This window comes from Brachybacterium sp. YJGR34 (genome assembly GCF_003347015.1).
Taxonomy (GTDB): Bacteria; Actinomycetota; Actinomycetes; order Actinomycetales; family Dermabacteraceae; genus Brachybacterium.
In genome coordinates this window covers 38,075-63,213 of record NZ_PNFB01000024.1, presented here as the reverse complement: position 1 = coordinate 63,213, position 25,139 = coordinate 38,075, and the positions used below count along the sequence as shown (strand labels likewise).

Here is a 25,139-nt window from a genome sequence, read left to right as displayed (position 1 = left end):
CTGGGCGGATGTGCAGGCGCGGTTCGAGACCGCGCGCGCGACCGGCAGCTCGCTGGTGGTTCCGCAGGTCTGATCCGCGGCGCAGGTTCCTGGACGGCCGGTCCCCTGGATGGGGGCCGGCCGTCCGTGTGTCCGGAGGCAGAGGGGTGGACAGCGCAGCATGCGAGGAGGAGGCTGGAGGCCTCGGAGCCGACTCGACGCCTGAAAGGCCCGGCATCATGAGCACCACGGCAGCGACGCCCGCGGACGAGGGAGTCTCCTGGCCTCTCCCTGCCGAGGAGATCCGCGTCCCCGGCAGCCGCACCCTCCGGTTCGAGGGGGACGGCCGCGGATCGACCGTCTCGTTCTTCCTGGTCACCAACGATCCCGGCCAGGGCCCGCGAACGCACCGGCATCCCTACGACGAGACCTTCCACGTCCTCGAGGGCGAGGCGTCGATCGCGGTGGGCGGGAGCACCGTCGTCGCCCGCCCTGGAGACACCGCCGTCGCTCCCGCGCGCACCTGGCACCGATTCGGCAACACCGGGACCGGCACCCTGCGGATCGTCTGCATCCACGCCTCGCCCGTGATGATCCAGGAGTACCTGGAGGACTGACGGCCCCGCCGTCGGCCCGCCGCCCCTGCCCGCCCACCCTCCGAGACCCGTCACGATCCCCACCTCCGCCGATCCGACCCTCGAGGAGAGCAGTCCCATGACCCAGTACTTCCTGACCATGCCGCACGACAGCGCCGAGGAGCCGACGATGGAGTCCATGCAGGAGATGGACCCCGCAGAGCTCGAGGCCATGCTCGCTGCCGTCGAGGCCTTCAACAGCGCGCTGCGCGAGTCGGGCGCCTGGGTGAGCGCCGGGGGCCTGCAGCCGCCGTCGACCGCGGTCACCGTCGACGCCACCGGCGAGGCGCCCCGTCGCACACCGGGGCCGTTCGTCGAGGCCGAGGCGTATGTCGGCGGCTTCTGGATCATCGAGGCGGACGACGAGGAGGCGGCGCTCGGCTGGGCAGAGCGGGCCTCCGCCGCGCTGCAGTCGCGCATCGAGGTGCGCGCCCTCCAGGAGGAGCCGGAGTGACGTCGACGAGGATGCCGTCCCGTCCTCGGTGAGTACCTTGACTGGTATATACCGAATGCGGTAGACAAGGGGCGTGAACACCCCCTATGCCGTGATCTCGCTGCCGTTGCGGCGGGAGATCCTCGACCATCTCCGGGCGGGGCCCTCCACCGTCGGCGATCTCGCCGAGCGTCTGGAGACCCCGCAGGCGATGGTCTCCAAGCAGCTGCGCGTGCTGCGTGAAGCCGGCTTCGTGCAGGTCACGGCCGATGCTCAGCGTCGCTGGTACGGGCTGCGCGAGGAGCCCTTCGCGGAGATCGCCCAGTGGCTCGAGCCCTATCGCTGGCTCTGGGAGGACCGCCTGGACCGGCTGGGGACCCGGCTCGATCAGATGCAGGACGAGGAGACGCCATGACCACCACCGATCCCGTGCTCCGGCGGGGCGAGGGCCGCGATGCCGTCGTCCTCGAACGGCACTACCCCCACCCCATCGAGCGCGTCTGGAGCGCCGTCACCGCCGCGGAGCACCTGGCTCACTGGTTCCCCGGCGCGCCGGAGATCGAGCTGCGGCGCGGCGGCGCGGTGCGCTTCCCGGACTTCGCCGGCGACCCCGCGGAGTTCGGCGCCGTCCTCGAGTGCGAGGCCCCACGGCGGCTGCGCTTCACCTGGGACAGCGACGAGATGCTCTTCGAGCTCGCCGAGGACGGCGACGGCACCCGCTTCGTGCTCACGCACACCTTCGACGACGCGGCGGGCGCGGCCTCCTTCGCGACCGGCTGGGAGGCCTGCCTCGAGGGTCTCGCCTCCGTCCTCTCCGGAGCCGAGGTGATCGACCCCGGCTCCCGGCGCGCCCGCCACGAGGAGCTCGCCGAGCTCTTCGGCCTGGGCCGGCCCGTCCTCGAGGAGACCGCGGACGGATGGACGGGCCGCATCGAGCGGCAGCTGGTCTGCTCCGCGCAGACCGCGTGGGAGCTCTTCCTGGGCGGCGGCGAGGCCCCGGCCGGCGAGCCGCCGGTGCTCGTGGTCGGGGAGGAGCTCCGCGCGCCGCGGGCTCCCGAGGTGGTGCTCGGGTATCTCACCGAGGTCCGCCCGCCCACGCTGCTGAGCTTCGACACGGCCGACGACGAGCCGGGCGACGCGGTGCGCCTCGAGCTCACCGACGGCACCGGGCACGGCGCGAGGATGATCCTCACCGTGGCCGGGACCGATCCGGCGCAGCAGGAGGCCGCACTCGAGCAGTGGGGCGATGGGGCCGACGCGATCGCCGCCGCCGCGCTCCCGGCCGGCGACGATACGTGATCCGCTGACGCACCGCGGCGACCTGCGCCGACGGGGTGGACGGCGCCCCGCACGAGTGCGGCGGGACCGTACCCTGATCCGCTGAGCGCCCGCCGCCCGGCGGGCATCGGATCCCGGCGCCCCGCGGCGCCGATGCAGGAGGGGAAGCACCGTGAGCACCGATCTGACGCGCAATCTGGGAGTGGCGGGGATCGTCCTCATGGTCGTCGCCGCGGCCGCTCCCATCACGGTGGTGGTCGCGAACGTCCCGCTGATCGTCCTGGAGTCCGGGAGCATCGGCGCCCCGCTGATGATCCTCGCCGCGACGGTGATCCTGCTGCTGTTCTCCGTGGGCTACACCTGGATGACCCCGCACATCCCCGATGCCGGCGCCTTCTTCGCGTACGTGCACCGTGGCCTCGGCGGCCGTGCCGGGCGCGGCACCGCCGCCGTCGCCCTGCTGGCCTACGTCCTGCTCACGGTGTCGATGACCTGCTACCTGGGAGTCCAGGCCGGCAATCTGCTGGAGCTGTGGAGCGGGATCCAGCTGCCCTGGTGGTTGATCTCCGCGGTGATGATCCTGATCGTCGCGCTGCTCGGCTATCGCACGATCGACCTCTCCGCCTCGGTGCTGGGCGTGATCCTGGTGCTCGAGATCCTCGCCGTGGTCGCGATCGACCTCGGCGTGCTGCTCTCCGGGCGGGAGCTGGCCGCGAGCGCCTTCAGCCCCGCCGAGGCGCTCTCCGGGGCCCCCGGCCTGGGGCTGCTGTTCGCCTTCCTGGGCTTCTTCGGGTTCGAGGCCACCGCCGTCTTCCGCCACGAGGCCAGGGACCCGCTGCGCACGATCCCCCGCGCCACCTACCTCGCCGTGGCGTTCATCGGCGTGCTCTACACCGTCTCCTCCTGGCTGGTGATCTCGGGGCTCGGCGCCGAGGACGCGCTGGGCGTCGTCACCGAGAACCCCGACGGCGCGGTCGTGGACCTCGCGGGCGCGGTGGTCGCGCCGATCATGGCGGATGTGACCCAGGTGCTGGTGGTGACCAGCATGTTCGCCTGCATGCTGGGGTTCCACAACATCGTCTCCCGCTACCTGTTCACCCTGGGTCGCCGCGGCGTGCTGCCGGCCGCCCTCGGCGCGGCGCACCCCGTCCACCGCGCCCCCTCGCGGGCCTCCCTCGCGGTGAGCGCCGCGACCGCGGGCATCGTGGCGGTCTCCGCCCTCGCCCAGCTCGACCCGGTGGTCGAGATCTACACCTGGTACTCGGGGCTGGGCGCCATCGGGGTGCTGCTGATGATGGTGCTGACCAGCATCGCCGTGCTCGTCTTCGCGCTGCGCAGCGGAGAGCGCGCGGGATGGGGCGTGCTGCTGCCGACGGCGCTGGGCGGACTGGGCCTGCTGCTGGTGCTCGGGATCTCGCTCGCGAACTTCCCGCTCATGGTGGGCGGGACGGTCGCGGCGATCGTGTGCGCCGTCCTGCTGGTGGCGACCTTCGCCGCCGGGGCGCTGCTCGCGCGCGGCGGGGAGCCGTCGGCCGACGACACCGCGGAGCGGGAACCGGCCGCGACGCGCTGAGCACCGGCGCCCCGCGGTGCGGGATGCCGGTGCTGACCGGTGAGCGGTGACGTGAGAAACGTGTCCTCGCAGGTCACCAGCGGTGGGCGACGTCGACGACCAGCCGGGATCCGTTCCCCGGCCCGTCGAGGACGAAGGCACGCATCGGGAGTCGGGAGCGCACGCCCAGCCCGATCGTGGTCTGCCCCTCGAAGCTTCCGACGAAGGCGACCTGGCGGAAGGTGCTGTAGCCCGCGACGTTCACCGCGGTGGACGGGCGAGTGGGGCTGTAGGTGGCACGTCCCCGGCTGTCGTACGCAGGGGCGAGGACGATGACCTCCAGGTCCGCGCCGCCGACCAGGGCCACGCGCCCTCCGATGCCGGGACGTTCGACGGCTCCGTACCGGACCAGGTAGCCGTCGGCCTTCCCGTCGAGGTCGACCACGAGCCGGTCGTAGCAGGCGTGACGGCCCGCGCGCAGATCCGTGATGGGGGCCGCGGACATCCCGGCCTCCGACGTGGGGAGCGATCCCCAGGTGATGCCGCAGTACGGCGCGGCACCCGCAGTGGCCGGGGCGATCAGGCCCAGACCGAGAAAGAGCACACAACTGGCGAGGATCGAGAGGACCCGCTTCATGGCTGCCTCCTTCGAGCGCGGCCGGGCCGGATCGGCGACGGCCGTCACCCCGAGTCTCCGCCTCCCTCGGCGACCGATCCAGATACCCGACGGTCATGACCGCTGAATCGTGATCTGCGCTCGACCGGCACAGAGTGCTCTCGCGGTCGGCGCCCCGGGCCCTCGGTCCCGCGCTCGCGGCGTGCGCCCCTGGCAGGATGGCGCCCATGACCGTTCTCGTGACCTATGCCACCCACTCCGGCGCGACGGCGACCCTCGCCGAGACCCTGGCGGACACGCTGCGCCGGGAGGGGCTCGAGGTCGAGCTCGTCGACGTCGCCGAGGCCCCGGACCCGGCCGCCGCGGACGCGGTGGTGCTCGGCTCCGGCGTGCGCGTGGAGTCCGTGGAGAAGTCCGCCCGGGCGTGGGCGCGGACGCACCACGCGGTGCTCGCCGCGAAGCCCTTCGTCTTCTTCTCCTGCTCCGGCTCCGCCTCCGATCCGGCGAAGCAGGGCCGGCAGAAGGCGACCGACGCCTTCCTCGCGGAGACCGCCCTGGAGCCGGTCGCGGTGAAGAACCTGCCCGGCTGGGTGCTCATGGACCGGATCCCCGTGCACGAGCGGGTGCTGCTGACGTCGCTGCGCACCCCGGTGGGCGACTTCCGTGACCTGCCGGCCGTGGAGGCCTGGGCGCGGGAGATCGCGCCGCTGCTCAGGAGCTGAGCACCCGCTCCAGCAGGCGGCGATGGAAGCGGTTCTCCCCGCTGACCTCCGGATGGAACGCCGTGGCGAGCAGCGGGCCCTGCTCGACCGCCACGATGCGCCCGCCCGGCAGCTCCGCGAGCACCGACACCGCCGGACCAGCCGCCGTGACCTCCGGGGCGCGGATGAAGGTCGCCGCGACGGGCACCGTGCCGAGCTCCGGCACCGCCAGCTCCGTCTCGAAGGACTCGTTCTGGCGGCCGAAGGCGTTGCGGCGCACGGTGACGTCGAGGCCGCCGAGGGTCAGCTGCCCCGCGACCGCCCCCTCGAGCCGGTCCGCCAGCAGGATCATCCCCGCGCAGGTGCCGTAGACCGGCATCCCCGCCGCGATCGCCGCGCGCAACGGCTCCCGCAGACCGAAGGTCCTGGTCAGCCGGTCGATGACGCTCGACTCCCCGCCTGGCAGGACCAGACCCCGGACGCCCTCGAGCTCCGTGGGCCGGCGCACCCGCACCGCCTCGGCCCCGAGGTCCTCGAGCACCCGGAGGTGCTCGCGGACATCCCCCTGCAGCGCCAGGACGCCGATCCGCGGACGGATCGGGCTCACCAGCCGCGCTCGGACAGGCGGTGCGGGGCGGGGACGTCGGAGACGTTGATGCCGACCATCGCCTCGCCGAGGCCCCGCGAGGCCTCCGCGACCACGGCCGGGTCGTCGTGGAAGGCGGTGGCCTTCACGATCGCCGCGGCCCGTGCCACCGGATCCCCGGAGTGGAAGATGCCGGAGCCGACGAAGACCCCATCGGCGCCCAGCTGCATCATCATCGCGGCATCGGCGGGGGTCGCGACCCCGCCCGCGGTGAACATGACCACCGGCAGCGCCCCGGTCTCCGCGACCTCCTTCACCAGGGCGTACGGGGCCTGCAGCTCCTTCGCGGCGACGTAGAGCTCGTCCTCGCTCCGGGAGGAGAGGGCGCGGATCTCCGCGGTGATGGTGCGGATGTGACGGGTCGCCTCGGAGACGTCGCCGGTGCCGGCCTCGCCCTTGGAGCGGATCATCGCGGCCCCCTCGGTGATGCGGCGCAGGGCCTCGCCGAGGTTCGTCGCCCCGCAGACGAAGGGCACGGTGAAGCGGTGCTTGTCGATGTGGTGGACGTAGTCCGCAGGGGAGAGGACCTCGGACTCGTCGACGTAGTCCACGCCGAGCTGCTGCAGCACCTGCGCCTCGACGAAGTGGCCGATCCGGGCCTTGGCCATGACCGGGATCGAGACCTCCGCGGTGATGGCGTCGATGAGGTCCGGGTCGCTCATGCGGGCCACGCCGCCCTGGGCGCGGATGTCCGCGGGCACCCGCTCGAGGGCCATGACCGCGACGGCCCCGGCGTCCTCGGCGATCCGTGCCTGCTCCGCGGTGACGACGTCCATGATGACGCCGCCCTTGAGCATCTCGGCGAGACCGCGCTTGACCGCTCCGGTTCCGGTGGTGGTGTTCGTGGTGTCGGTGTTCATGGGGTTCCCGTCCCGTCGCTCGCGCGGCGCGGGCCGACGACGTCCGTCGCGTCGACCCTCCCTGCACCACATTGACCTAGGCCAAAAAATAGCATGGCGTATGCCAAAGATCGAGCGCCGGCATCTAGACTCGGCCCGTGAGCACGGAGGCCGAGCAGCAGATCAGCGGGCGCACCGCCGCCGAGATCGCCGACAGCGTGCGCGGCCTGGTGGAGCGCGACGTGCTGCAGCCCGGGCAGGTCCTGCCCTCGGTGCGGGCGCTCGCCGAGCAGCTCGGCGTCAACCGCAACACGGCTGTGGCCGCGTACCGGACCCTCGCCCGTTCCGGCGTCGTCGTCGCCCGCGGACGCGCCGGCACCCAGGTGGCACAGCGGGCACGGGTCGCCCAGGAGGGCTTCTCCGCCGCCGGACCGCTGCGGGACGTGGGCACCGGCAATCCCGATCCGGCGCTGATCCCGGACCTGCGCCCCGCGCTCGCGGCCGCGGTCGGCCGCCCCGTGCTCTACGGCGAGCCGGTCATCGACCCGGCCCTCGAGCAGTGGGCGCGGGACTGGGTGACCCCCGAGGTCGCCGCCGCGGCGGAGGACATCGGTCTCACCCTGACCAGCGGCGCCGTCGACGCGGTCGAGCGGCTGCTGGCCCAGGCCCTCCAGCGGGACGACGCCGTCGCCCTCGAGGACCCCTGCTTCCTGGCCAGCATCCAGCTCTCGCGGCTGGGCGGGTACCGGACCGTGCCGGTGCCCGTGGACGCCGAGGGGATGACCGTCGACGGACTGCGTCACGCCCTGGACCAGGGGGTGCGTGCGGTGGTGAGCACCCCGCGGGCGCAGAACCCCACCGGCGCCTCCCTCTCGCCGCGGCGGGCCGCGGAGCTTCGCGAGGTCCTCGCCGAGCACCCGTACGTCCTGGTCATCCAGGACGACTACTTCTCCTTCCTCTCCCGCCGCCCGTACCACGCGATCGTCGGACCGGAGCATCGCCGCTGGGCGCTGATCCGCTCCGTCTCCAAGTTCGCCGGTCCCGACATGTGCCTGGCCGTCACCGCCTCCGACCCCGAGACCGCCTCGCGCCTCGCGCTGCGTCTGAGCCCCGGGACCACCTGGGTCAGTCACCTGCTGCAGCGGCTCACCCATGCCGTGATGACCGATCCGGAGGCCCTCGCCCTCATCGAGCGGGCCGGCGCCCACTACGCCGAGCGGGGAGAGGCCTTCGCCCAGCGGCTGGCCGCCCATGGCCTCGAGGTCCCGACCGGGGACGGCCTGAGCCTCTGGGTGCCCCTGCCCGTCCCGGCTCGGGAGGTCGCCGAGCGCCTCATGCGCCGGGGCTGGCTGGCGCGCACGGGGGAGGAGTTCCGCCTCGCTCCCTCTGCCAGCCCCTCCCAGCACCTGCGGCTGACCGTCCATGACCTCGACGAGCAGGAGGCGGAGGCCCTGGCGGCGGACCTCGCCGCGGCGGTGCGGGCGCCGAGCTGACGGGCCGTCGCGAGACGGTCCGAGGTCGCACCACTGGGCGGTGACATGGGTCACGTACTAGCATGCCGGTCATGCTCGATCCCCTGACGCGTGTGCGCCTGTCCGCGATGATGTTCCTCGAGTTCTTCGTGTGGGGAGCCTGGTTCGTCACCCTGGGCACCTACCTCGCCGCGGACCTCGGCGCCTCCGGCAGCCAGATAGCCCTGGCCTTCCTCACCCAGAGCCTGGGCGCGATCCTGGCGCCGTTCATCGTCGGCCTCATCGCCGACCGCTTCTTCGCGGCCCAGCGCATCCTCGGCGTCCTCCATCTGTTCAGCGCCGTCATGCTCTTCCTCGCCGGGCGTCAGGACGACTTCGGGGCGTTCTTCGCCTTCGCGCTGCTGGCCATGATCTCCTTCATGCCCACGCTGGCGCTGGCCAACTCGATCTCCTTCCGGCGCATGCACAGCCCTGAGAAGCAGTTCCCGGCCGTGCGCGTCTTCGGCACCATCGGCTGGATCATCGCCGGCCTGCTGATCGGCTGGCTGGGCTGGGAGACCGGCGGAGCGCTCGCGAACACCTTCGTCATGGCGGCGATCGGCTCTGCGCTGCTGGGCGTCTACGCCTTCACCCTCCCGCACACCCCGCCCTCGCCGTCGGACGGGCCCGCCACCGTGCGCGACGTCCTGGGTCTGGACGCGCTGGCCCTGCTGAAGAGCCGCTCCTACCTGGTCTTCTTCATCGCCTCGGTGCTGATCTGCATCCCGCTGGCGTTCTACTACAACTTCACCAACCTCTACCTCAACGAGATCGGCGTCTCGGGAGCCGCGGCGGTGCAGTCCCTGGGACAGGTCTCCGAGGTGCTGTTCCTGCTGATCATGCCTTTCATGCTGAAGAAGCTCGGGGTCAAGCGCACGCTGCTGATCGGCATGCTCGCCTGGGCGGTGCGCTACGTCTGCTTCGCCTTCGGCGATGCCGGATCCCTGATCTGGCTGGTGGTCCTCGGGCTGGTCCTGCACGGCGTCTGCTACGACTTCTTCTTCGTGGCCGGGCAGATCTACACCGACCGCTTCGCCCCGGCGAAGGTGCGCTCGGCCGCGCAGGGCCTGATCTCCCTGGCGACCTACGGCGTGGGCCTGCTGATCGGCTCGCTGATCTCCGGGCCGATCGTCGACGCCTTCCTCGCGGCCGACGGCACGCACCGATGGCAGATCATCTGGCTGATCCCGGCAGGCCTCGCCGTGGTGGTCACGCTGTTCTTCGCGGCGCTGTTCCGGGAGCAGAAGGAGGTCGAGGCCGCGGTGGAGGAGCCGGCGCCGTAAGCACCGGCCCCTCACCGCCGGCCCGGGCCTCACACGATGAGCAGCAGCCCCGGCAGGTAGGCGACGGCGAACACCACCAGCAGCCCCAGCCCGTAGAACGGCAGCAGCGCTCGCGCCGTCTCCAGGATCGGCACCCGGCCGATCGAGGCGGAGATGAACAGGGTGGTCCCCACCGGCGGGGTGTACAGGCCCATCGCGAGGGACACCACCATCAGGATGCCGAAGTGGACGACGTCCATCTCGATCGCGGTCGCGACCGGCAGCATCACCGGAGTGAGCAGCAGGATCGCGGGGGAGATGTCCAGGAACATGCCCACCACCAGCAGGATCAGGACCATCGCGAGGACCACGAGCCACTCCGCCTGGAGGGTGGAGGTCAACGTCTCCGCCAGCTGCTGCGGCGCCTCCTGGATGGTCAGCAGCCACGCCAGGGCCGAGGAGAACATGATCAGCAGCAGCACCACGGCGCTCGCCGAGGCGGATCCGATCAGCGCCTTCCTGAACTGCGCAAGGGTCAGGTCGCGGTAGAGCAGCACCCGCACACCGAGCGCGTACAGCACGGCGAGCACGGACACCTCGGTGACCGTGGCGATGCCGGTGAAAAGCACCACGCGGATCAGGACGATCGGGATCAGGATCGCCGGGGTCGCGAACAGCAGGTCGATGAGCAGGCGCTTCGCGGTGAACTTCGCCTTCACCCGCGGGAACCCTGCCTTCCACGCCACCAGCCAGCAGGCGATCAGCAGCAGCGCGGCGCCGAGCAGGCCCGGGCCCAGACCCGCGGTGAACACGGCGGCGACGGACGCTCCGGAGGCGGAGGCGAACAGGATCATCGGGATCGAGGGCGGAAGGATCACTCCGAGCGAGGAGGCGGAGGCGTTGACCGCGGTGGCGTAGCCGCCGCTGTATCCCAGACGCCTGGTCCAGGGGATGACGACCTTGCCGATGCCGGTGGCGTCGGCGACGGCGGAGCCGGAGATGCCGGCGAACACCGCGTTGGTCAGCACGCTGGTCATGCCCACCCCGCCGCGCAGTCGGCCGACGACCCGGGTGGCCAGCCCGATCACCTGGGCACCGAGCTTCCCGCTGAACAGCAGGTCGGCGGTGAGGATGAAGAACGGGATAGCCAGGATGGAGTAGTCCCCGACGGGGCTGAAGGACTGCTGCGCGAGGGCCTCCATGGGCAGGGAGCCCACGGCGAACAGCCCCACGATCGCCCCGGCGATGATCGCGAAGGCGACCGGGACGCCGACCAGCAGCAGCAGGATGAAGACGGCGACGGCGATGAGTGCCTCAAGCATCGTGGTCCTCCTTCGGGGAGACCTGCGTCGGGGTGCCCTCGGCGGGCACGCCGTGGCGGAGGAGGTGGACGGTGCGCGCCCCGGCCTGGAGGGCCATCACCGCGACCATCACGAGGAAGGCGCCGAAGCTGCCCAGCTGGGGCCAGCCCATGATCGGGGTGGACTGGGCCGCCATCGGGGGGATCAGGTACACCGCGAGGTAGGTGAGGTACGCCAGCAGCAGGGTCGAGAACCCCCAGATGGCGATCTGTGCCCGCTGCGCGGCGGTGCCCGTGAGCCGTCCGACCAGGACGTCGACCGCGATGTGCCCTCGACTGCCCTGGGCGACGATGGCGCCTCCCGCGATCAGCCAGGGGAACAGGTAGGTGGGGCCCTCCGCCGCGATCGGAAGGGACGCGTTGAAGAAGTAGCGCATGACCACTGCCACGGTCACCAGCGCGATGATGACCAGGGTCGCGGCGATGGCGATCCAGCCCCCGATGCGGGCGCACAGCGCATTGATCGGTTCCTCGGGACGGGCCTCGTCGTCGTGCCCCTCGGAGGTGTCGAGGGAGGCGAGGTCCTCCTCGGTGATGACCGGGTGGCGCTCGGCTCCCGGCCCGGTGGTGGGGGACGCAGAGGTCATGCTGCACTCTCCTCGTGCGCGGCGCGGAGCGCGTCCGCGGCGGCGGTGATCTGGTCGAAGAACTCCGGATGCTCCTGCTGCCAGCGCTCGTACACCGGGAGGGTGGCCTCGCGGAACAGGGAGCGGTCCGGACGCGTGACCTCGAGGATCTCCTCGAACTCGGCGTAGATCTCCTCGCTCTGCGCGTTCATCAGGCGACGCTGCTCCTGCTGCGCCTCGAGGCCGGCCTCCTCGATCACGGTGCGGATCTCGGGATCGAGGCTCTCCCAGCGGGTGGAGGACATGACGAAGGGGTTCATCTCGTACTTGTGCCCGGTCACGGCCAGGTGCTCCTGGACCTCGTGGAGCGAGGAGCTGTGGATGTTGACCACCGGGTTCTCCTGCCCGTCGACCGCGCCCTGGCGCAGTCCCAGGTACAGCTCGCCGAAGGCCATCGGGGTGGGGTTGGCGCCCAGCTCGCCGAAGATGTCGATCGTCATCGGGTCGTCGGGCGTGCGGATCTTCAGCCCGGCGACGTCGTCCGGGACCTCGATCGGATGCACGGAGTTGGTGATGTCGCGCATCCCGTTGTCCCAGAAGCCGAGCACGTGGAAGCCCTTGTCCTGGGCGAGGGCGGCGATGCTGTCCTGGATCTCGCCGTCGAGCACCTCGTAGGCGTGCTGCGAGGACTCGAACAGGAACGGCAGGCCGATCAGCGAGGCCTCGGGGACGTACGAGGAGAACGGGCCCTGGGAGTTGATCGTCATGTCCAGGGTGCCGGCGGCGACGGAGACCATCATCTCGGTGTCGCTGCCCACGGACTCCTGGCCGAGGATCTGGATCTCCACCTCGCCGTCGGACTTCTCGGCGACCAGGCGCTGGAACACCAGGGCCCCTTCGGAGCGGGGGTTCCCGGGCGCGGCGCCGTGGCCGAGGATGATGCGCACCGAGTCGGTGCGGCGGGGGCCGTCACCGCCGGCGCATGAGCTCAGTCCGGCGCCGGCGAGGCCCGCCAGGGCGACGCCGCGGAGAAGTTCGCGACGGCCCGGGGCGCGGGGAGGGGTCATGGGGTCCTCCTGAGGATCAGGGAGCGACGGTGCAATCCCTGGGTCGGGGGCGTGCCGGGCCGACGGACGTCGGCGCGGCGGGGAACGACGGTGGTCCTCCCGGCGGTCAGGAGCCGGGGAGAGACGGGTCAGGCAGCGTGCGGGGGTGCTGTGCCCGTGGTCAGCGGGTCGCGGAGCCGACGGCCCCGGTGAGCAGTGCGGAGATCTCGGCGTGGCTGCGGGCGACGTCGGCCTCGCGCTCCGCCTCGGCGATGTCGTGCGTCTCCAGCTCGAGGACATAGGTGCCGGTGAAGCCCTCGTCCTCGAGGGTCGAGAGGAGAGCGGGGAAGTCGACGTCGCCGGCGCCGAGGGAGAGATTCAGGTCCCCCGGGGTGGCGTCGCGCAGGTGGACCCGCTCGATCCGGCGCCCGAGCCGTCGAGCCCAGTCCAGCGGATCCTCCGCCGAGGCCACGACGTGCGAGACGTCGAAGAGGACGCCGTACTGCTCGGGCGTCGAGCGCGCCAGCAGCGCGTCGGCCGCGTCGACCGTGTGGACGTAGCGGCGGTGGTGCAGCACCTCGACCAGGAGGCGCACCTCGCGATCGGCGCAGAGCCGGGAGATCAGTCCGAGGTTCTCGGCGATGCGGTCGAGGTCCGCGTCGTGGTCGACCATCGGGGCGTGGTCGGCGCGGCCTGCGGGCACGATCAGCGCCGCATCGAGCGCCCCGGCCAGCTCCACCAGCGGGGCGATCACGGCGGTCAGCGCCTCGGCGGACAGCGCCGGGTCGTTGAGGTCGCCGGGATCGGCGTTCACCGCCCCGGTGCGCAGCCCGGCGGCGGTGATCGCACTCCGGTACTCCGCGACGTCGCCGTCGAAGGGGACGGGCACGTGGTCGGTGACCGCCGGGATCGCGCCGAGATCGATCTCGCGCGCGCCGGTCGCGGAGATCAGGCGCAGCGCCTCGGCCAGCGGGCGGTGACGGAAGGAGATCGTCGAGATGCCGACGCGGTCGGAGAGGGCGGTCATGAGATGTACGCGCCGCCGTTGATGGCCTGGGTGGTGCCGGTGATGTAGCCGGCGTCCTCGCTCGAGAGCCAGAGCACGAGCGCGGCGATCTCCTCGGCCGTGGCCTGGCGTCCCATCGGGATCGAGGCCGAGAGCGCCGCCTCGGACTCCGCGGTGGTGTTGCCGCGGATGTTGGTGTCGGCCGCGCCGGGCGAGATCGCGTTGACCGTGATGCCCTCCGGCGCCAACTCGCGGGCGAGCGAGCGGGTCAGGCCCAGCACGCCGGCCTTCGCGGCGGAGTACGGGGTCTTGGAGAAGACTCCGCCGCCCTGCTGCGCGGAGACCGAGGACATGTTCACGATCCGTCCGTAGCCGCCCTCGAGCATCGCCGGCAGGAAGGCGCGGCAGGTGTAGAAGGAGCCGGTGAGGTTGACGGCGATGATCTTGTCCCACAGCGCGTTGTCGACCTCGAGGAACGGGACGGGCGAGGGGATCCCGGCGATGTTCGCGAGGGCGCCGACGGGCGGGAGCTCGGAGGCGGCGATCTCCGCGGCGACCGCGTCCACGGCCGCGGAGTCGGTGACGTCGAGCGCGAATCCCGCGGCGGCGACGCCGTGCTCGGCGGTCAGCTCGGAGGCCAGGGTGCGGGCGCCCTCCCCGTCGAGATCGAGGATCGCCACAGCCCAGCCCTCGCGGGCGAAGCGGGTCGCGGTGGCGCGACCGATGCTGCGGGGACCTGCTCCGCCCGTGACGACGGCGGTGCGGATCGGGCTGGGCGGTGTGTGCATCGGGGCACTCCCCTCACGTCGGTGTGGTCGGGCCAAGAGCCCCGGAACGAACGGCGCTGACGGTAGTGAGCGCAGGAGTGGTCGGACAACCGTTCGTCCCGAGCGCTTACCCTCCCTCAGGTCATCGGTGCAGTTCAGAGGCATGAAAGGTGCCCATGATTGGTCAGACCACTGCGGCGGCGGTCGTGGGCGGCAGCCTGCACGGCGTGATGCGCAATAATGGTCGACCAATTCTGTGGCGGTGGGAACCGATGATGACCTGCACCGTTCCTGAACGGTCCGCCGAGGACGCGGGGCGTCCCGATTGCCCGCCCCCTCGCCGCGTGCTTGCATCGTCCCCACGCCGACGGCACCGCCGCGAGGGTGCGGCACCCGCCCCTCACCTCGGCCATGCACCGCCCGTTCCGATGCCGACCGAAGGAGGTCAGGTGGACGCCGAGACGCTGGAGTTCCTCGACACCCTCGTCCGTGAGGGGACCGAGGCCGAGGGCGGGACCCTGATCCCCACCGAGAGGCGGCTCGCCGAGGTCAGCGGCATGTCCCGGGCCCGGGTCCGGGAACGACTGTCCGGGCTGCAGATGCTGGGCATGCTGAAGAAGGTGCAGGGCAGCGGGAACCTCCTGGTCGCCCCCTCCTTCGACGGCGGCAGCGGCAACGTGTTCGAGCTGATGCTGCGCGCCGGCATGGTCAGCGTCGCCCAGATCGCCGAGGCGCGCGAGATGCTCGAGGTGGCGATCGCCCCGCGGGTGGTCGAGCGGGTCACGGACAAGCAGATCCACGAGCTCGAGGACCTCGTCTACGCGATGGTCGATGCCTCCGCGAACCGGGACTTCGCCGGCGGACTCACGGCCGACCACGCCTTCCACCTCGCGCTGTTCGAGATCCTCGGCAATCCGATCATGAGCTACGTCGCGGGCGGCATGAACCATGCGCTGCACGACCTTCTGCTCGAGCGTCGTCGCGTCGTGATCAGCAAGGAGATCGCGGCCAACGGCGGCCAGGTGCCGGAGATGTTCGCCAGCGACGCCGTGCACTTCGAGATCACCCGCGCCCTGCGCTCCCGCCGTCGGGAGGCGGTCGCCGCCGCGATGACTGAGCACTTCGACCGATGGCGCCGGATCTCCCGCACGACCACCCCGAAGTCAGAGACCACCCCCACCCGAGGAGAGGAACGACCGTGACGTCATCCCCGACGCCGCTCGACCCCGAGCGGATCCTGCGCATCCGCGAGGCCGCCCATCGCATCCGCCAGTACGCCCTGATCCAGGCGGAGGTGCAGGGCCAGGGCTACATCGGCCAGGCCCTCGACATCGCCGATGTCCTCGCCGTGCTGTACACGGATCAGCTGCATCTGGACCCGCTGGAGCCGGACAGCGAGGACCGCGACCGCTTCCAGCTCTCCATCGGGCACTACGCGCTCGCGCTCTACGCCGCGCTCACCGAGGCGAAGTTCCTCCCCGTGGAGGAGCTGCAGACCTACGCGAGCGACGACTCCCGCCTCCCGATGTCCTCGATGCGCACCTACACCCCCGGCGTCGAGATCTCCGGCGGCTCCCTCGGCCACGGCCTCGGGATCGCGAACGGCGTGGCGATGGGCCTGAAGCGCAAAGGGTCCGACCGCTTCGTCTACAACCTGCTCTCCGACGGAGAGCTCGGTGAGGGGTCGACCTGGGAGGCCGCGGCCGTGGCCGCCCACCACGAGCTGGACAACCTCATCGCGATCGTCGACTTCAACGATCAGCAGGCCGACGGGAAGTCCACCCAGATGCTCTCGATGGAGCCGGTCACCGACAAGTTCGAGGCCTTCGGCTGGATCGTGCGCCGCTGCGACGGGCACGACGTCGAGGCGCTGCTGTGCCACCTCATCGAGCTGCGGGAGACGGAGGACCCGCGCCCGCGGGTGCTCATCGTGGACACCACGCTCGGCAAGGGCGTCGACTTCCTCGAGGCGCGCGAGAAGCTGCACTTCATGAAGGTCGACCAGGAGGAATGGTCCGTGGCCCACGAGAAGCTGGCCGAGAGCCACCAGGTGCTGATGCAGGAGAGCGGACGATGAACCAGAGCACGATCCCCCAGAACCTCCGGTCCGGCGCGATGAGCGCGGACCTCGTCAAGGACGGTCAGCGCGCCGTCCCGGCTCCGCTCGGCCACGCCCTGGTGGACGCCGCGCGGCAGGACGAGCGCATCGTCGGCCTCTCCGCGGACCTCGCGAAGTACACCGACCTGCACATCTTCCGCGATGCCATGCCCGAGCGCTTCTACCAGATCGGCATGGCCGAGCAGGCGCTGCTCGGCGCGGCCACGGGCCTGGCCATGGATGGGTACGTCCCCTTCGCCTCGACCTACTCGGTGTTCGCCACCCGCCGCGCCTACGACTTCCTGCTGCTGGACATCGCGGAGGCGAACCTCAACGTGAACCTGGTGTGCGCGCTGCCCGGTCTGACCACCGGCTACGGCCCGTCGCACGCGGCCACGGACGACCTCGCGATCCTGCGCGGAGCCCCGAACCTCACCATCGTCGACCCGTGCGACGCGATCGACATCCAGCAGGCCGTGCCGCAGCTCGCCGCCTCCGACGGGCCCACCTATCTGCGCCTGCTGCGCGGAAAGGTGCCCGCCGTGCTCGACGAATACGGCTACACCTTCGAGCTCGGGCGGGCGAAGCTCCTGCGCGACGGCGCGGACGTCCTGTTCGTCTCCAGCGGCCTGATGACCGAGCGGGTCCTCGAGGCGGCGAAGGAGCTCGAGCGGGACGGCATCGGCGTGGCCGTGCTGCATGCCCCCACCATCAAGCCCTTCGACGAGGAGGCCCTCGTGGCCCAGCTCGGCAAGGGCCGCCTGGTCCTCACCGCCGAGAACCACTCCGTGGTGGGCGGCCTGTTCGACACGGTCGCCCGGACCGTCGCCTCCCGTGGTCTGGGGGAGAGGGTCACCTCGATCGGCCTGCCCGACGCCTTCCTCGAGGCCGGCGCCCTGCCCACCCTCGAGGATCGCTACGGCGTGAGCGTCCGGGCGATCGGCGAGACGGTGCGCGGGATGCTGTGACGATCCGTGACGGGAGCGGGGAGCCTGGTCGCCCCGGCCGATTGATTCAGCAACCACCCTTCGAAATTCCCGCCGAGGTGGCTAGGATCGACAGTGCCCCCGCTCCCTCCCCTGACTGAGAGACCCGCCATGCCCCTCGAGGACACCGCGCCGCCGCTGCGCGTCGGCGTCGTCGGCACCGGCTCCATCTCCCGGGCCCATGTGCCCGGATGGAGCGAGATCGGCGCCGAGACGCACTGCTACAGCCATGACGGGGCGGAGGACTTCGCCGTCGAGACCGGCGCGAGGGTCCACGCCACGCTCGAGGAGCTGCTGGAGGCGGTGGACGTCGTCGACGTCTGCACCCCCACCCCCGCGCACCCCGAGGTCGTCCACGCCGCCCTGGACGCCGGCAAGGACGTGATCTGCGAGAAGCCGCTGGCGCTGACCCCCGAGGACGCCCGCGCGATGCTCGAGCACGCCGAGCGCGCCGGCCGGACCCTGTACCCCGCGCACGTGGTGCGCTTCTTCCCGCAGTACGCGGCGGCGAAGCGGGCGATCGACACCGGCGCCGTCGGTGCCCTCGCGGTGCTGCGCTTCGAGCGCACCGGCTCGCTGCCGGACCGCTCCTGGTTCGCCGACGAGGAGCTCTCCGGCGGGATCGTCATGGACCAGATGATCCACGACATCGACCAGGCGATCTGGCTCGCGGGCCCCGTGGAGCGCGTCTACGCCCAGCAGTCGATCGCCGCCGGCACTGCCACCGTGCGCACGGCTCACGCCGTCCTCACCCACCGCTCCGGGGCGATCAGCCACTGCCGCGGATTCTGGGGACCGGTCGGCACCGACTTCCGCTACACCTTCGATCTCGCCGGGGACGGCGGACGTCTCCAGTACGACTCCGCCGGGGACGTCGGCATCACCTTCGACGAGGTCGCCGCCGCCCGCCAGAGCCGCGGCGACGGCTTCCTGCCCGACGTCGCCACCTTGGCCGACCCCTACGCCGCGGAGATCGTCGAGTTCGCCGGCGCGCTCGCCGGCGGCGCCCCCGCCCGGGTCGACGCGGCCGACGGCGTGGTCGCCGTCGAGGTCTCCCGCGCGGCCCAGGAATCCCTGCGCACCGGACGGAGCATCGCATGCTGACTGAGACCACTCCCGCCGCACCTCTCCGGGTCGCGCTCATGAGCTGCGCGCACACCCACGCGACCTCCTATGCCACCGCCCTCGACGCCCGGCCCGACGTCGACCTCGTCGTCGCCGATCCCGACGCCTTCGGCGACGTGGTGGCCGCGCGGATCGTCGGCTCCTACGCGGAGGCCTGGGAGGCGTGGCCCGAGGGCCCCGACGCCATCGTGGTCACCAGCGCCAACGCGCACCACCGGGAGCTCGTGCTGGAGGCCGCCCGCCGCGGCGTGCACGTGCTGTGCGAGAAGCCGCTGGCCACCACCGTCGCCGACGCCGAGGCGATGGTCGCCGCCTGCCGTGAGGCCGGCGTGGTGCTCATGACCGCCTTCCCGGTGCACTTCTCCCCGGCGGTTGAGGCGATGCGCACCGCGGTCGCCGACGGCACGCTCGGCGAGATCGTCGGCCTCACCGGCACCAACAACGGCATGCTGCCGCTGGCCCGCGACTGGTTCACGGACGTCGAGCTGGCCGGCGGCGGCTCCCTCGTGGACCACACCGTGCACCTCGCCGAGATCCTCGATGCCATGTTCGGCGAGCCGCTCACCGTCCATGCCGTGACGAACCGGATCCTCTACGCCGACCGGGCCGGCGAGGGCGCCGAGACCGGGGGACTGGTCACCCTGACCTACGGCTCCGGGCTGGTCGCCACCATCGACTGCTCCTGGTCCCAGCCGGCGGATGCCCCCACCTGGGGAGGGCTGCGCCTGCAGGCGCTCGGCACCGGCGGCCAGCTGCAGGTCGACGCCTTCTCCCAGCACGTCGGAGGCCCCGGGCAGTGGGTCGCCTACGGCGTGGACACCGACGCCCTGCTGCTGGACGCCTTCCTCGCCGCTGTGCGCGACGGGCAGGCGGTCGAGCCCACGGGCGACGTGGGCCTGCGGACCGTGCGGGTCGTCGCCGCCGCCCAGGAGTCCGTGCGCACGGGGCAGCCGGTGGCGCTCTCCAGCATCTGACGGCGGCCGCGCACGCCCGGGTGCGCGATTTCCGGGATCAGGACCAGGGGGATTATCCTCCGGGGAGCTTTCCGCGCCGACGCACCTCCCGTCGAGCGCGACGGGTGCGTCGGCCCGTCCCCGAGGAGGTCCCATGGAGACCGCACGAGGTCTGGCCCAGCTGTGGCCGCTGCACCTCGCCGTCCTGATCATCGGTGTGGTCTGCCAGCTCATCGGGGTCCGCGCGATCCCGATCGGCATCGGCACCATCCTGCTGCTGCCGATGCTGTTCGCCTTCGCCCTGGCGCTGGTGCTGAACCCGAACGTCGTCAGAGCCGCGACCGCCATCATGCCGGTCCGCCGCGCCGCCGCCGCGAGCCCCCTGATCGTCGTCGCGATCATGCCCTTCATCGCGCGGTTCGGGGCGGACATCGGCCCCGGGATCGAGCTGGTCATCCGCTCCGGCCCGGCGCTGCTGCTGCAGGAGATCGGCAACCTCGGCACCATCCTGCTGGCCTTCCCGATCGCGGTGTGGGTGCTGAGGATGGGCCGTGAGTCCATCGGTGCCGTCCACTCGATCGCCCGCGAGCCCAACATCGCGATCATCGCCGACCGCTACGGGCTGCGCAGCCCCGAGGGCACCGGCGTGCTCGGCGTCTACGTCATGGGCACCCTGTTCGGGACCTTCATCTTCGCGGTCATCGCCTCGCTGCTCTCGACCGCGGGGGTGTTCAGCGTCGAGGCGCTGGCCATGGCGTGCGGCGTCGGCTCCGGGTCGATGATGGCCGCCTGCTCCGGCGCGCTCGCCGCGGCGGAGCCCGGGGCCGCGGAGACGATCACGGCGCTCGCCGGCTCCTCGAACCTGCTCACCTACGCCACCGGCATGTACGTGAGCCTCTTCGTGGCACTGCCGCTGGTGGAGTGGATGTACCGCCGTGCCCGCCCCGAGGACCCGGGCAGCGCCCGGGGCCGCACCGCCCGCCGGGAAGGAGCCGCCCGATGACCGCCGCCGACGCCACCTCCCAGGAGCCCGCCGACGACCTCGCCGGCCTCGAGTCCTCGGGACCCGATGAACGGAGGATCGCGCTGGGCCCCACCTTGCGGGACCTCGCGATCATCTCCCTGATCTCGGTGCCGATCCAGGCGATCGCGACCGAGCTGTCCGTGCCGGACATCGTGATCGGGCTCGCCGTCCTCTACGGCATGGCCGTGCTGGGGCTGCTGCTGACCCGGTACGTGCCCCTGCGCCTGCCCTCGGTCGCCTGGATCTCGCTGGTCGCCGTGCTGTTCACCCTGCCGATGCTGCCCTGGGCCGGGGTGATCTTCCCGCTCGTCGAGGGGATCGACTTCCTCGCCCTGGCGGTGCCGCCGCTGGCCTATGCGGGCTTCGCCATCAGCTCGCTGGAGATCGGCGTGCTCAAGCGCTCCGGATGGAAGATCCTGCTCATCGCGATCCTCGTGTTCGCGGGGACCTACGTGGGCTCGGCCGTGGTCGCCGAGATCTCCCTGCGTCTGACCGGGGCGCTCTGAGCGCGCGGCAGGGCGCGCGGCGCGGCGACCGGGCTGCGGGGGCCCGGGGCCGTACCTGCGCCGGCTGACACGGCGCGAACCCGCCCCCGTGCCGGAGCGGCCGGGTATCCTATCGGAAAACGGATCAACGTCGCCGTGGGTCTCCCGAACGGCGGAACGGGACGACCGAAGGGAACCACCTCATGGCCATCCGACGACAGGTCCTGCGCGACGAGGTCGAAGAGCTCATCCTGCAGCGACTCCTCGAGGCGCACTGGGCGCCCGGCTCGCGCCTCAGCATCGACGGGCTCGCCCGTGACCTGGAGGTCTCGCCCACGCCGGTGCGCGAGGCGATGGTCTCCCTCGAGCGCTCGGGCCTGGTGGAGTACGTGGCCCTGCGCGGCTACGTGGTGGCGCCGATGCTCGACGACGCGCAGATCACGGAGCTGCTCGAGGCCCGCAAGGTGATCGAGCTGGCCGTCCTGGATCGCGCCTTCGAGGACTTCGACGACTTCCTCGCCGACCTCGAGGCGGCCCATTCCCACCACGAGGACGTGCTGGTGCGGATCGAGGCGATGGGCGAGCCGGACTACGCCCTGCTGCGTGAGCACTTCCAGGCCGATTCCGCCTTCCACCAGACCCTCTACCGCCACGCCGACAACCGCTACCTGGCGCAGATGTTCGAGAGCCTGAGCACCCACACCCATCGCATGCGTCAGACCTGGGAGGGCGGCCCGGTGCACCTCGACGCGCGCGAGGCGCTCCAGGAGCATGCCCTCATCCTCGAGAAGGTGCGCCGTCACCACCACGACGCGGCGATGACCGCCCTGTCCGACCATCTCGACGCGGTCCTCTCGCGCTCCCTCCAGGCAGGCCGGGACGCGGCCGCGGAGCTCGGCGAGGCGCACTGACCGGCGCGGGCTCCGCGCGGGGGCCCGTGCGGCTCAGCGGTCCAGGAGCGGGTGGTCCTCGTCCTCCGGGAAGCGGCTGCGGAGGAACTCGGAGTGCACGTCGAGGGTGCGCGTGACCCCGGCGACGAGGTCGTTCTCGAGCCGCTCGACGCGGTCGCCGAGCACCGCCAGCTGCTGGTCGATGCTCCGCAGGTTCGCATAGGCCTGGTCCCGCGCCCCGCCGGTATGGGGCCCGAGGAAGCCCACGGTGTCCTCCAGCGCGCCCACCAGGTCCGGGACGTAGCGCTCGGCCATGCCGTCGAGCATCTGCAGATCCGCATCGGAGGAACGGCGGGACTGCAGGGATCCGGAGGCGACCAGGGCGTCGATCTTCTGGAGCAGGGCCTCCGCCCGGTCCAGCACCGGCGCCACGGCAGGATCCGGGCGGTGGCGCCGCATCCGCGCCAGCCGCTTGCGCTGCTGGGTGGAGGTGCGGGCGATCGTCTCCAGGGTGCTGCGGGTGCCGCTGGGCATCTCGCCGGCGGCGGGCACCCGCACCGTGCGCGGGGCCCGGTTGCGCAGCAGGAGGCCCAGGCCCCCGCCGGCGACGACACCCACGCCCAGCCCGGCCAGCAGGGGAGCGAGCAGACCCGCGCCGCCGATCAGGCTGCTCACCCCGAGCACCATGAAGACGCTGATGCCGAGGCCCCCGCCGAGGATCGAGGGCACCCAGACCGTGAGGAACCGGCCGCGTCGCCGCGGCGTGGTGACCTGGGTGGAGCGCGGGGCGTGGACGGTGCCCTCGAGCGGATCGTGACGGGGCCCCCAGGAGGGGCGCTGCGCGGAGGGGGCCCTCCAGGGCGGCGGGCCGCCCGGGGGCGTGCCGAACCGCGGCGGGGTGCTGCCCCGTCGCATCGGCTGCTGCCGATTCTGATGGCTCTGCGCGTTCACGGGTCCCTGCAGACGTCTCGGCGGATGGTGCGGAGGTCGTCGGCGTCGGCGGGGTGCCGGAGGCGGGGGAGCGCCCCGAGCCGGCGTCCCCGTCGTCGTCGGCTCCCAGGCTATCGCGCCCGCCCGGGATCGGGCTGGGGGAAAACCCCCGGAGTCGAGGGTCACGACGAGCGGGCGCCCGCCCCGCCCCGGACCGTTCCGGGGCGCGGGCGGCGCAGTACGCTCGTCGCATGACGTCGACGGCGAGGTCCCTCCGGGACGAGCTGCGCGCCGCCGCGGACCCGGCGGCCTTCCCGAACCGGCACTACCGGGGCGGGGCGGACGTGCTCGGGGTGCGGATGGGGACGCTGTTCGAGATCGCGAAGCGTCACCGCGACATGTCCCTGGGCGAGGTGGGCCGGCTGCTGGACGAGCCCGCCTACGAAGTGCGGCTGTCCGGATTCTGCGTGCTCGACTGGCAGGTCCGTCCTCCGCGCCTGTCCGAGGAGGCCCGTGAGGAGCGCTTCCGCCTCTATCTCGACCGGCATGATGCGATCGACTCCTGGGACATGGTGGACCGCGCGGCGCCGCGCGTGGTGGGCGGCTTCCTGCGCGACCGCTCGCGGGATCCGCTGTTCGAGCTCGCGGCCTCGCCCGATCCCCTGCGGCGCCGGACGGCGATGACCGCCCCGCTGGCGTACACCCGGCCGGCGCACCCCGCGGGGATCGCCGACCTGCTGCGGCTCGCCGCGCTGCTCGCCCAGGACCCGGACCCGCTGGTCTCGAAGCCCGTCGGGACCGCGCTCAAGCACGCCGGCGGCGTGGCGCCCGAGGAGGTCCGGACATTCCTCGCGCGGCAGGGAGAGAGCCTTCCGGCGCCGGTGCGCCGCCAGGCCCGCGCCAAGCTGCCCGACTGACCCCCGCCGGGATCAGGCCGCGGCGTGCGCGGCCGCGATCCGCAGCAGCTCGAGGTAACCCTCCAGCTTCCAGGCGGTGCGGCCGACGAACAGCCCGGTCACGTGCTCGATGCCGAGCAGGTCCGCGGCGTTGTCGAGGTTCACCGAGCCGCCGTAGAGCAGGCCCGCGACCCGGCCGGAGTACTCCTCGCCCAGGGCCGCGAAGGGGTCGACGAGCTCGGCGACGGTGGCGGGCCGACCCTTCTCGCCGATCGCCCAGATCGGCTCGTAGGCGATGACCACGCGGGCCAGCTCCTCCTCGCCGAGCCCCGCGAGCGCCCCGGCGGCCTGCTCGAGGATGAAGGCCGAGGAACCGCCGGACTCCTTGACCTCGGCGCTCTCCCCGATGCACAGCAGCGGGGTGAGCCCGTGGCGCAGCGCCGCGGCGACCTTGAGGCGCGTGGTCTCCACGGTCTCGCCGAAGTGCTCCCGACGCTCCGAGTGGCCGATCTCGACCACCTGGGCGCCGGCGTCCTTCGCCTGCGGGACCGAGACCTCGCCGGTCCACGCGCCCGCGTCCTCCCAGTGCGCGTTCTGCACCCCGAGCAGCACGGGCGAGTCCTCGCCGAGGACGCCCCGCACCGTGGTGGTGGCGGTGAAGGACGGGATGACGAAGGGCTGCACACCGGCGGGCGCGGAGCCGGCCAGGTGGTCGCGCAGGCCGCCGGCCCACTCCTCGGCCTCGGCGAGGGTCTTGGTCATCTTCCAGCTGGTGCCCACCCACAGGGTGCTCATACGGGGATCCTTCCGGGACGTGAGAGAGAACGGGGCCGCGCCGCCACCGGCAGCCACCGAGACGTGTGGTCGGGTGGAGCCCCCGGAGAAGGGGACGTTCCCCGACCACACCGCGGCAGAGCGGGCCGCCGGCGGGTTCGGTCGGATGAGGCCCCCTGCAGAGGGGACGTTCCCCGACCCACCCTGGGCGAGGGGGAAAGGGAGGGGCCTGCCGGCGAGCCCGCCGCGGCCACGGCGAGCCCGCCGCGGCCGGCTCGCGCCGGCCCGGCCGGATCAGGACTGCTCGAGGGACCCGTCGTAGGCGCAGATCGCATCGACCTTCGCCGCGGAGGAGGAGGCCGGATCGAACTCGAGGTCCAGCCACACCTTGAGCAGCTCCTTCGCGGCCTCGAGGCCGATGACGCGCTGGCCCATGCACAGCACCTGCGCGTTGTTCGACAGCACCGAGCGCTGCACCGAGTACAGATCGTGCGCCGTCACCGCGCGCACGCCCGAGACCTTGTTCGCCGCGATCGCGACACCCAGACCGGTGCCGCAGACCAGCAGCGCGCGATCGGCCTCGCCCGCGGCGACCTTCTCCGCCGCCGCGACCGCGACGTTCGGGTAGTACGTGCCGTCATCGGCCGAGCCGACGCCCACGTCGACCACCGACTCGACGCGGTCATCCGCCTCGAGCAGCGCCTTGAACTCTTCCTTGTAGCCGTAGCCGGCGTTGTCGCCGCCGACGATGATCTTCAGTGCCATGAGCTTCTCCTTGCGG

At 72.1% G+C, this 25,139-nt stretch carries 28 protein-coding genes; 17 read left to right on the top strand and 11 right to left on the bottom strand.

The window, feature by feature from the left end; translation table 11 throughout:
- Positions 1-218: 218 nt before the first annotated feature.
- The 5 genes from CXH06_RS16280 to CXH06_RS16260 all read left to right on the top strand — a co-directional run bounded on the left by CXH06_RS16280 (position 219) and on the right by CXH06_RS16260 (position 3,898).
- Positions 219-596, top strand: a complete 378-nt coding sequence (locus CXH06_RS16280; protein ID WP_114856250.1) for a cupin domain-containing protein — start codon at positions 219-221, stop codon at positions 594-596.
- A gap of 97 nt (positions 597-693) precedes the next feature.
- Positions 694-1,068: a YciI family protein gene (locus CXH06_RS16275; RefSeq protein ID WP_114856249.1), complete on the top strand. Its 375-nt coding sequence runs from the start codon at positions 694-696 to the stop codon at positions 1,066-1,068.
- A 73-nt stretch (positions 1,069-1,141) separates the two neighbouring features.
- Complete coding sequence (locus CXH06_RS16270) at positions 1,142-1,462, top strand: helix-turn-helix transcriptional regulator (protein ID WP_114856248.1); 321 nt, start codon at positions 1,142-1,144, stop codon at positions 1,460-1,462.
- Positions 1,459-2,346 (top strand): SRPBCC family protein, encoded by an 888-nt coding sequence (locus CXH06_RS16265; RefSeq protein WP_114856247.1) that lies wholly within the window; start codon positions 1,459-1,461, stop codon positions 2,344-2,346. The genes CXH06_RS16270 and CXH06_RS16265 overlap by 4 nt, the downstream gene beginning before the upstream one ends.
- Positions 2,347-2,497: 151 nt before the next feature.
- On the top strand, positions 2,498-3,898 hold the full coding sequence (locus CXH06_RS16260; protein WP_114856246.1) for an APC family permease: 1,401 nt from the start codon (positions 2,498-2,500) through the stop codon (positions 3,896-3,898).
- A gap of 73 nt (positions 3,899-3,971) precedes the next feature.
- Here CXH06_RS16260 and CXH06_RS16255 read toward each other — a convergent pair whose 3' ends face one another.
- Positions 3,972-4,514 (bottom strand): hypothetical protein, encoded by a 543-nt coding sequence (locus tag CXH06_RS16255; RefSeq protein ID WP_114856245.1) that lies wholly within the window; start codon positions 4,512-4,514, stop codon positions 3,972-3,974.
- A 206-nt stretch (positions 4,515-4,720) separates the two neighbouring features.
- Here CXH06_RS16255 and CXH06_RS16250 point away from each other — a divergent pair, with 206 nt between their 5' ends.
- Positions 4,721-5,215: a flavodoxin domain-containing protein gene (locus CXH06_RS16250; protein ID WP_114856244.1), complete on the top strand. Its 495-nt coding sequence runs from the start codon at positions 4,721-4,723 to the stop codon at positions 5,213-5,215.
- On the opposite strand, the gene pdxT is transcribed toward CXH06_RS16250, so the two are convergent.
- Both pdxT and pdxS read right to left on the bottom strand, forming a co-directional pair.
- Positions 5,205-5,804, bottom strand: a complete 600-nt coding sequence (pdxT, locus tag CXH06_RS16245) for a pyridoxal 5'-phosphate synthase glutaminase subunit PdxT (protein ID WP_114856254.1) — start codon at positions 5,802-5,804, stop codon at positions 5,205-5,207. The genes CXH06_RS16250 and pdxT overlap by 11 nt on opposite strands.
- Positions 5,798-6,700 (bottom strand): pyridoxal 5'-phosphate synthase lyase subunit PdxS, encoded by a 903-nt coding sequence (pdxS, locus tag CXH06_RS16240; RefSeq protein ID WP_114856243.1) that lies wholly within the window; start codon positions 6,698-6,700, stop codon positions 5,798-5,800. Before pdxS ends, pdxT begins: the two co-directional genes overlap by 7 nt.
- A 137-nt stretch (positions 6,701-6,837) precedes the next feature.
- On the opposite strand from pdxS, the gene CXH06_RS16235 reads away from it, so the two are divergent.
- Both CXH06_RS16235 and CXH06_RS16230 read left to right on the top strand, forming a co-directional pair.
- Complete coding sequence (locus CXH06_RS16235) at positions 6,838-8,172, top strand: aminotransferase class I/II-fold pyridoxal phosphate-dependent enzyme (RefSeq protein ID WP_114856242.1); 1,335 nt, start codon at positions 6,838-6,840, stop codon at positions 8,170-8,172.
- A gap of 71 nt (positions 8,173-8,243) precedes the next feature.
- The gene (locus tag CXH06_RS16230) at positions 8,244-9,473 is read left to right on the top strand and encodes a nucleoside permease (protein WP_114856253.1); all 1,230 of its coding nucleotides are present in this window, start codon (positions 8,244-8,246) and stop codon (positions 9,471-9,473) included.
- 29 nt (positions 9,474-9,502) lie between these two features.
- Here CXH06_RS16230 and CXH06_RS16225 read toward each other — a convergent pair whose 3' ends face one another.
- From CXH06_RS16225 to CXH06_RS16205, 5 genes are all read right to left on the bottom strand, one after another.
- Positions 9,503-10,774, bottom strand: coding sequence for a TRAP transporter large permease (locus CXH06_RS16225; protein WP_114856241.1), 1,272 nt, complete (start codon positions 10,772-10,774; stop codon positions 9,503-9,505).
- Positions 10,767-11,399, bottom strand: coding sequence for a TRAP transporter small permease (locus CXH06_RS16220; protein WP_114856240.1), 633 nt, complete (start codon positions 11,397-11,399; stop codon positions 10,767-10,769). The genes CXH06_RS16225 and CXH06_RS16220 overlap by 8 nt, the downstream gene beginning before the upstream one ends.
- Complete coding sequence (locus tag CXH06_RS16215; protein ID WP_157975785.1) at positions 11,396-12,445, bottom strand: TRAP transporter substrate-binding protein; 1,050 nt, start codon at positions 12,443-12,445, stop codon at positions 11,396-11,398. Before CXH06_RS16215 ends, CXH06_RS16220 begins: the two co-directional genes overlap by 4 nt.
- Before the next feature lie 160 nt (positions 12,446-12,605).
- The gene (locus CXH06_RS16210; RefSeq protein ID WP_114856238.1) at positions 12,606-13,451 is read right to left on the bottom strand and encodes a sugar phosphate isomerase/epimerase; all 846 of its coding nucleotides are present in this window, start codon (positions 13,449-13,451) and stop codon (positions 12,606-12,608) included.
- Positions 13,448-14,218 (bottom strand): SDR family NAD(P)-dependent oxidoreductase, encoded by a 771-nt coding sequence (locus tag CXH06_RS16205; RefSeq protein ID WP_114856237.1) that lies wholly within the window; start codon positions 14,216-14,218, stop codon positions 13,448-13,450. Before CXH06_RS16205 ends, CXH06_RS16210 begins: the two co-directional genes overlap by 4 nt.
- Positions 14,219-14,646: 428 nt before the next feature.
- Here CXH06_RS16205 and CXH06_RS16200 point away from each other — a divergent pair, with 428 nt between their 5' ends.
- From CXH06_RS16200 to CXH06_RS16165, 8 genes are all read left to right on the top strand, one after another.
- Positions 14,647-15,399 (top strand): FadR/GntR family transcriptional regulator, encoded by a 753-nt coding sequence (locus tag CXH06_RS16200; RefSeq protein WP_114856236.1) that lies wholly within the window; start codon positions 14,647-14,649, stop codon positions 15,397-15,399.
- Positions 15,396-16,274, top strand: a complete 879-nt coding sequence (locus CXH06_RS16195) for a transketolase (RefSeq protein ID WP_232820398.1) — start codon at positions 15,396-15,398, stop codon at positions 16,272-16,274. The genes CXH06_RS16200 and CXH06_RS16195 overlap by 4 nt, the downstream gene beginning before the upstream one ends.
- Positions 16,271-17,263: a transketolase C-terminal domain-containing protein gene (locus tag CXH06_RS16190; protein WP_114856234.1), complete on the top strand. Its 993-nt coding sequence runs from the start codon at positions 16,271-16,273 to the stop codon at positions 17,261-17,263. Before CXH06_RS16195 ends, CXH06_RS16190 begins: the two co-directional genes overlap by 4 nt.
- Positions 17,264-17,392: 129 nt before the next feature.
- Positions 17,393-18,385, top strand: coding sequence for a Gfo/Idh/MocA family protein (locus CXH06_RS16185; protein ID WP_114856233.1), 993 nt, complete (start codon positions 17,393-17,395; stop codon positions 18,383-18,385).
- On the top strand, positions 18,379-19,380 hold the full coding sequence (locus CXH06_RS16180) for a Gfo/Idh/MocA family protein (protein WP_114856232.1): 1,002 nt from the start codon (positions 18,379-18,381) through the stop codon (positions 19,378-19,380). Before CXH06_RS16185 ends, CXH06_RS16180 begins: the two co-directional genes overlap by 7 nt.
- 133 nt (positions 19,381-19,513) lie before the next feature.
- Positions 19,514-20,362: a DUF3100 domain-containing protein gene (locus CXH06_RS16175; protein WP_114856231.1), complete on the top strand. Its 849-nt coding sequence runs from the start codon at positions 19,514-19,516 to the stop codon at positions 20,360-20,362.
- Positions 20,359-20,889, top strand: coding sequence for a hypothetical protein (locus tag CXH06_RS16170; RefSeq protein ID WP_114856230.1), 531 nt, complete (start codon positions 20,359-20,361; stop codon positions 20,887-20,889). The genes CXH06_RS16175 and CXH06_RS16170 overlap by 4 nt, the downstream gene beginning before the upstream one ends.
- Before the next feature lie 182 nt (positions 20,890-21,071).
- The gene (locus CXH06_RS16165) at positions 21,072-21,779 is read left to right on the top strand and encodes a GntR family transcriptional regulator (protein WP_114856229.1); all 708 of its coding nucleotides are present in this window, start codon (positions 21,072-21,074) and stop codon (positions 21,777-21,779) included.
- Between the two features lie 33 nt (positions 21,780-21,812).
- On the opposite strand, the gene CXH06_RS16160 is transcribed toward CXH06_RS16165, so the two are convergent.
- The gene (locus CXH06_RS16160) at positions 21,813-22,709 is read right to left on the bottom strand and encodes a hypothetical protein (RefSeq protein ID WP_232820397.1); all 897 of its coding nucleotides are present in this window, start codon (positions 22,707-22,709) and stop codon (positions 21,813-21,815) included.
- A gap of 230 nt (positions 22,710-22,939) precedes the next feature.
- Here CXH06_RS16160 and CXH06_RS16155 point away from each other — a divergent pair, with 230 nt between their 5' ends.
- Positions 22,940-23,605 carry a DNA alkylation repair protein gene (locus tag CXH06_RS16155; RefSeq protein WP_114856228.1) on the top strand — a complete coding sequence of 222 codons (666 nt, stop codon included), beginning with the start codon at positions 22,940-22,942 and terminating at the stop codon, positions 23,603-23,605.
- A gap of 12 nt (positions 23,606-23,617) precedes the next feature.
- On the opposite strand, the gene CXH06_RS16150 is transcribed toward CXH06_RS16155, so the two are convergent.
- Both CXH06_RS16150 and CXH06_RS16145 read right to left on the bottom strand, forming a co-directional pair.
- Complete coding sequence (locus CXH06_RS16150) at positions 23,618-24,379, bottom strand: triose-phosphate isomerase (protein WP_114856227.1); 762 nt, start codon at positions 24,377-24,379, stop codon at positions 23,618-23,620.
- 273 nt (positions 24,380-24,652) lie between these two features.
- Entirely contained in the window at positions 24,653-25,123 is a 471-nt protein-coding gene (locus CXH06_RS16145; protein ID WP_114856226.1) for a ribose-5-phosphate isomerase, read from the bottom strand.
- Positions 25,124-25,139 lie beyond the last annotated feature (16 nt).

Bases quoted from the DNA above. Each gene is read 5' to 3' on its own strand.
- CXH06_RS16280 (WP_114856250.1), top strand. From the start codon at position 219: ATGAGCACCACGGCAGCGACGCCCGCGGACGAGGGAGTCTCCTGGCCT.
- CXH06_RS16275 (WP_114856249.1), top strand. From the start codon at position 694: ATGACCCAGTACTTCCTGACCATGCCGCACGACAGCGCCGAGGAGCCG.
- CXH06_RS16265 (WP_114856247.1), top strand. From the start codon at position 1,459: ATGACCACCACCGATCCCGTGCTCCGGCGGGGCGAGGGCCGCGATGCC.
- CXH06_RS16255 (WP_114856245.1), bottom strand. From the start codon at position 4,514: ATGAAGCGGGTCCTCTCGATCCTCGCCAGTTGTGTGCTCTTTCTCGGT.
- CXH06_RS16250 (WP_114856244.1), top strand. From the start codon at position 4,721: ATGACCGTTCTCGTGACCTATGCCACCCACTCCGGCGCGACGGCGACC.
- pdxS (WP_114856243.1), bottom strand. From the start codon at position 6,700: ATGAACACCGACACCACGAACACCACCACCGGAACCGGAGCGGTCAAG.
- CXH06_RS16230 (WP_114856253.1), top strand. From the start codon at position 8,244: ATGCTCGATCCCCTGACGCGTGTGCGCCTGTCCGCGATGATGTTCCTC.
- CXH06_RS16225 (WP_114856241.1), bottom strand. From the start codon at position 10,774: ATGCTTGAGGCACTCATCGCCGTCGCCGTCTTCATCCTGCTGCTGCTG.
- CXH06_RS16220 (WP_114856240.1), bottom strand. From the start codon at position 11,399: ATGACCTCTGCGTCCCCCACCACCGGGCCGGGAGCCGAGCGCCACCCG.
- CXH06_RS16215 (WP_157975785.1), bottom strand. From the start codon at position 12,445: ATGACCCCTCCCCGCGCCCCGGGCCGTCGCGAACTTCTCCGCGGCGTC.
- CXH06_RS16210 (WP_114856238.1), bottom strand. From the start codon at position 13,451: ATGACCGCCCTCTCCGACCGCGTCGGCATCTCGACGATCTCCTTCCGT.
- CXH06_RS16205 (WP_114856237.1), bottom strand. From the start codon at position 14,218: ATGCACACACCGCCCAGCCCGATCCGCACCGCCGTCGTCACGGGCGGA.
- CXH06_RS16190 (WP_114856234.1), top strand. From the start codon at position 16,271: ATGAACCAGAGCACGATCCCCCAGAACCTCCGGTCCGGCGCGATGAGC.
- CXH06_RS16185 (WP_114856233.1), top strand. From the start codon at position 17,393: ATGCCCCTCGAGGACACCGCGCCGCCGCTGCGCGTCGGCGTCGTCGGC.
- CXH06_RS16180 (WP_114856232.1), top strand. From the start codon at position 18,379: ATGCTGACTGAGACCACTCCCGCCGCACCTCTCCGGGTCGCGCTCATG.
- CXH06_RS16175 (WP_114856231.1), top strand. From the start codon at position 19,514: ATGGAGACCGCACGAGGTCTGGCCCAGCTGTGGCCGCTGCACCTCGCC.
- CXH06_RS16170 (WP_114856230.1), top strand. From the start codon at position 20,359: ATGACCGCCGCCGACGCCACCTCCCAGGAGCCCGCCGACGACCTCGCC.
- CXH06_RS16165 (WP_114856229.1), top strand. From the start codon at position 21,072: ATGGCCATCCGACGACAGGTCCTGCGCGACGAGGTCGAAGAGCTCATC.
- CXH06_RS16155 (WP_114856228.1), top strand. From the start codon at position 22,940: ATGACGTCGACGGCGAGGTCCCTCCGGGACGAGCTGCGCGCCGCCGCG.
- CXH06_RS16150 (WP_114856227.1), bottom strand. From the start codon at position 24,379: ATGAGCACCCTGTGGGTGGGCACCAGCTGGAAGATGACCAAGACCCTC.
- CXH06_RS16145 (WP_114856226.1), bottom strand. From the start codon at position 25,123: ATGGCACTGAAGATCATCGTCGGCGGCGACAACGCCGGCTACGGCTAC.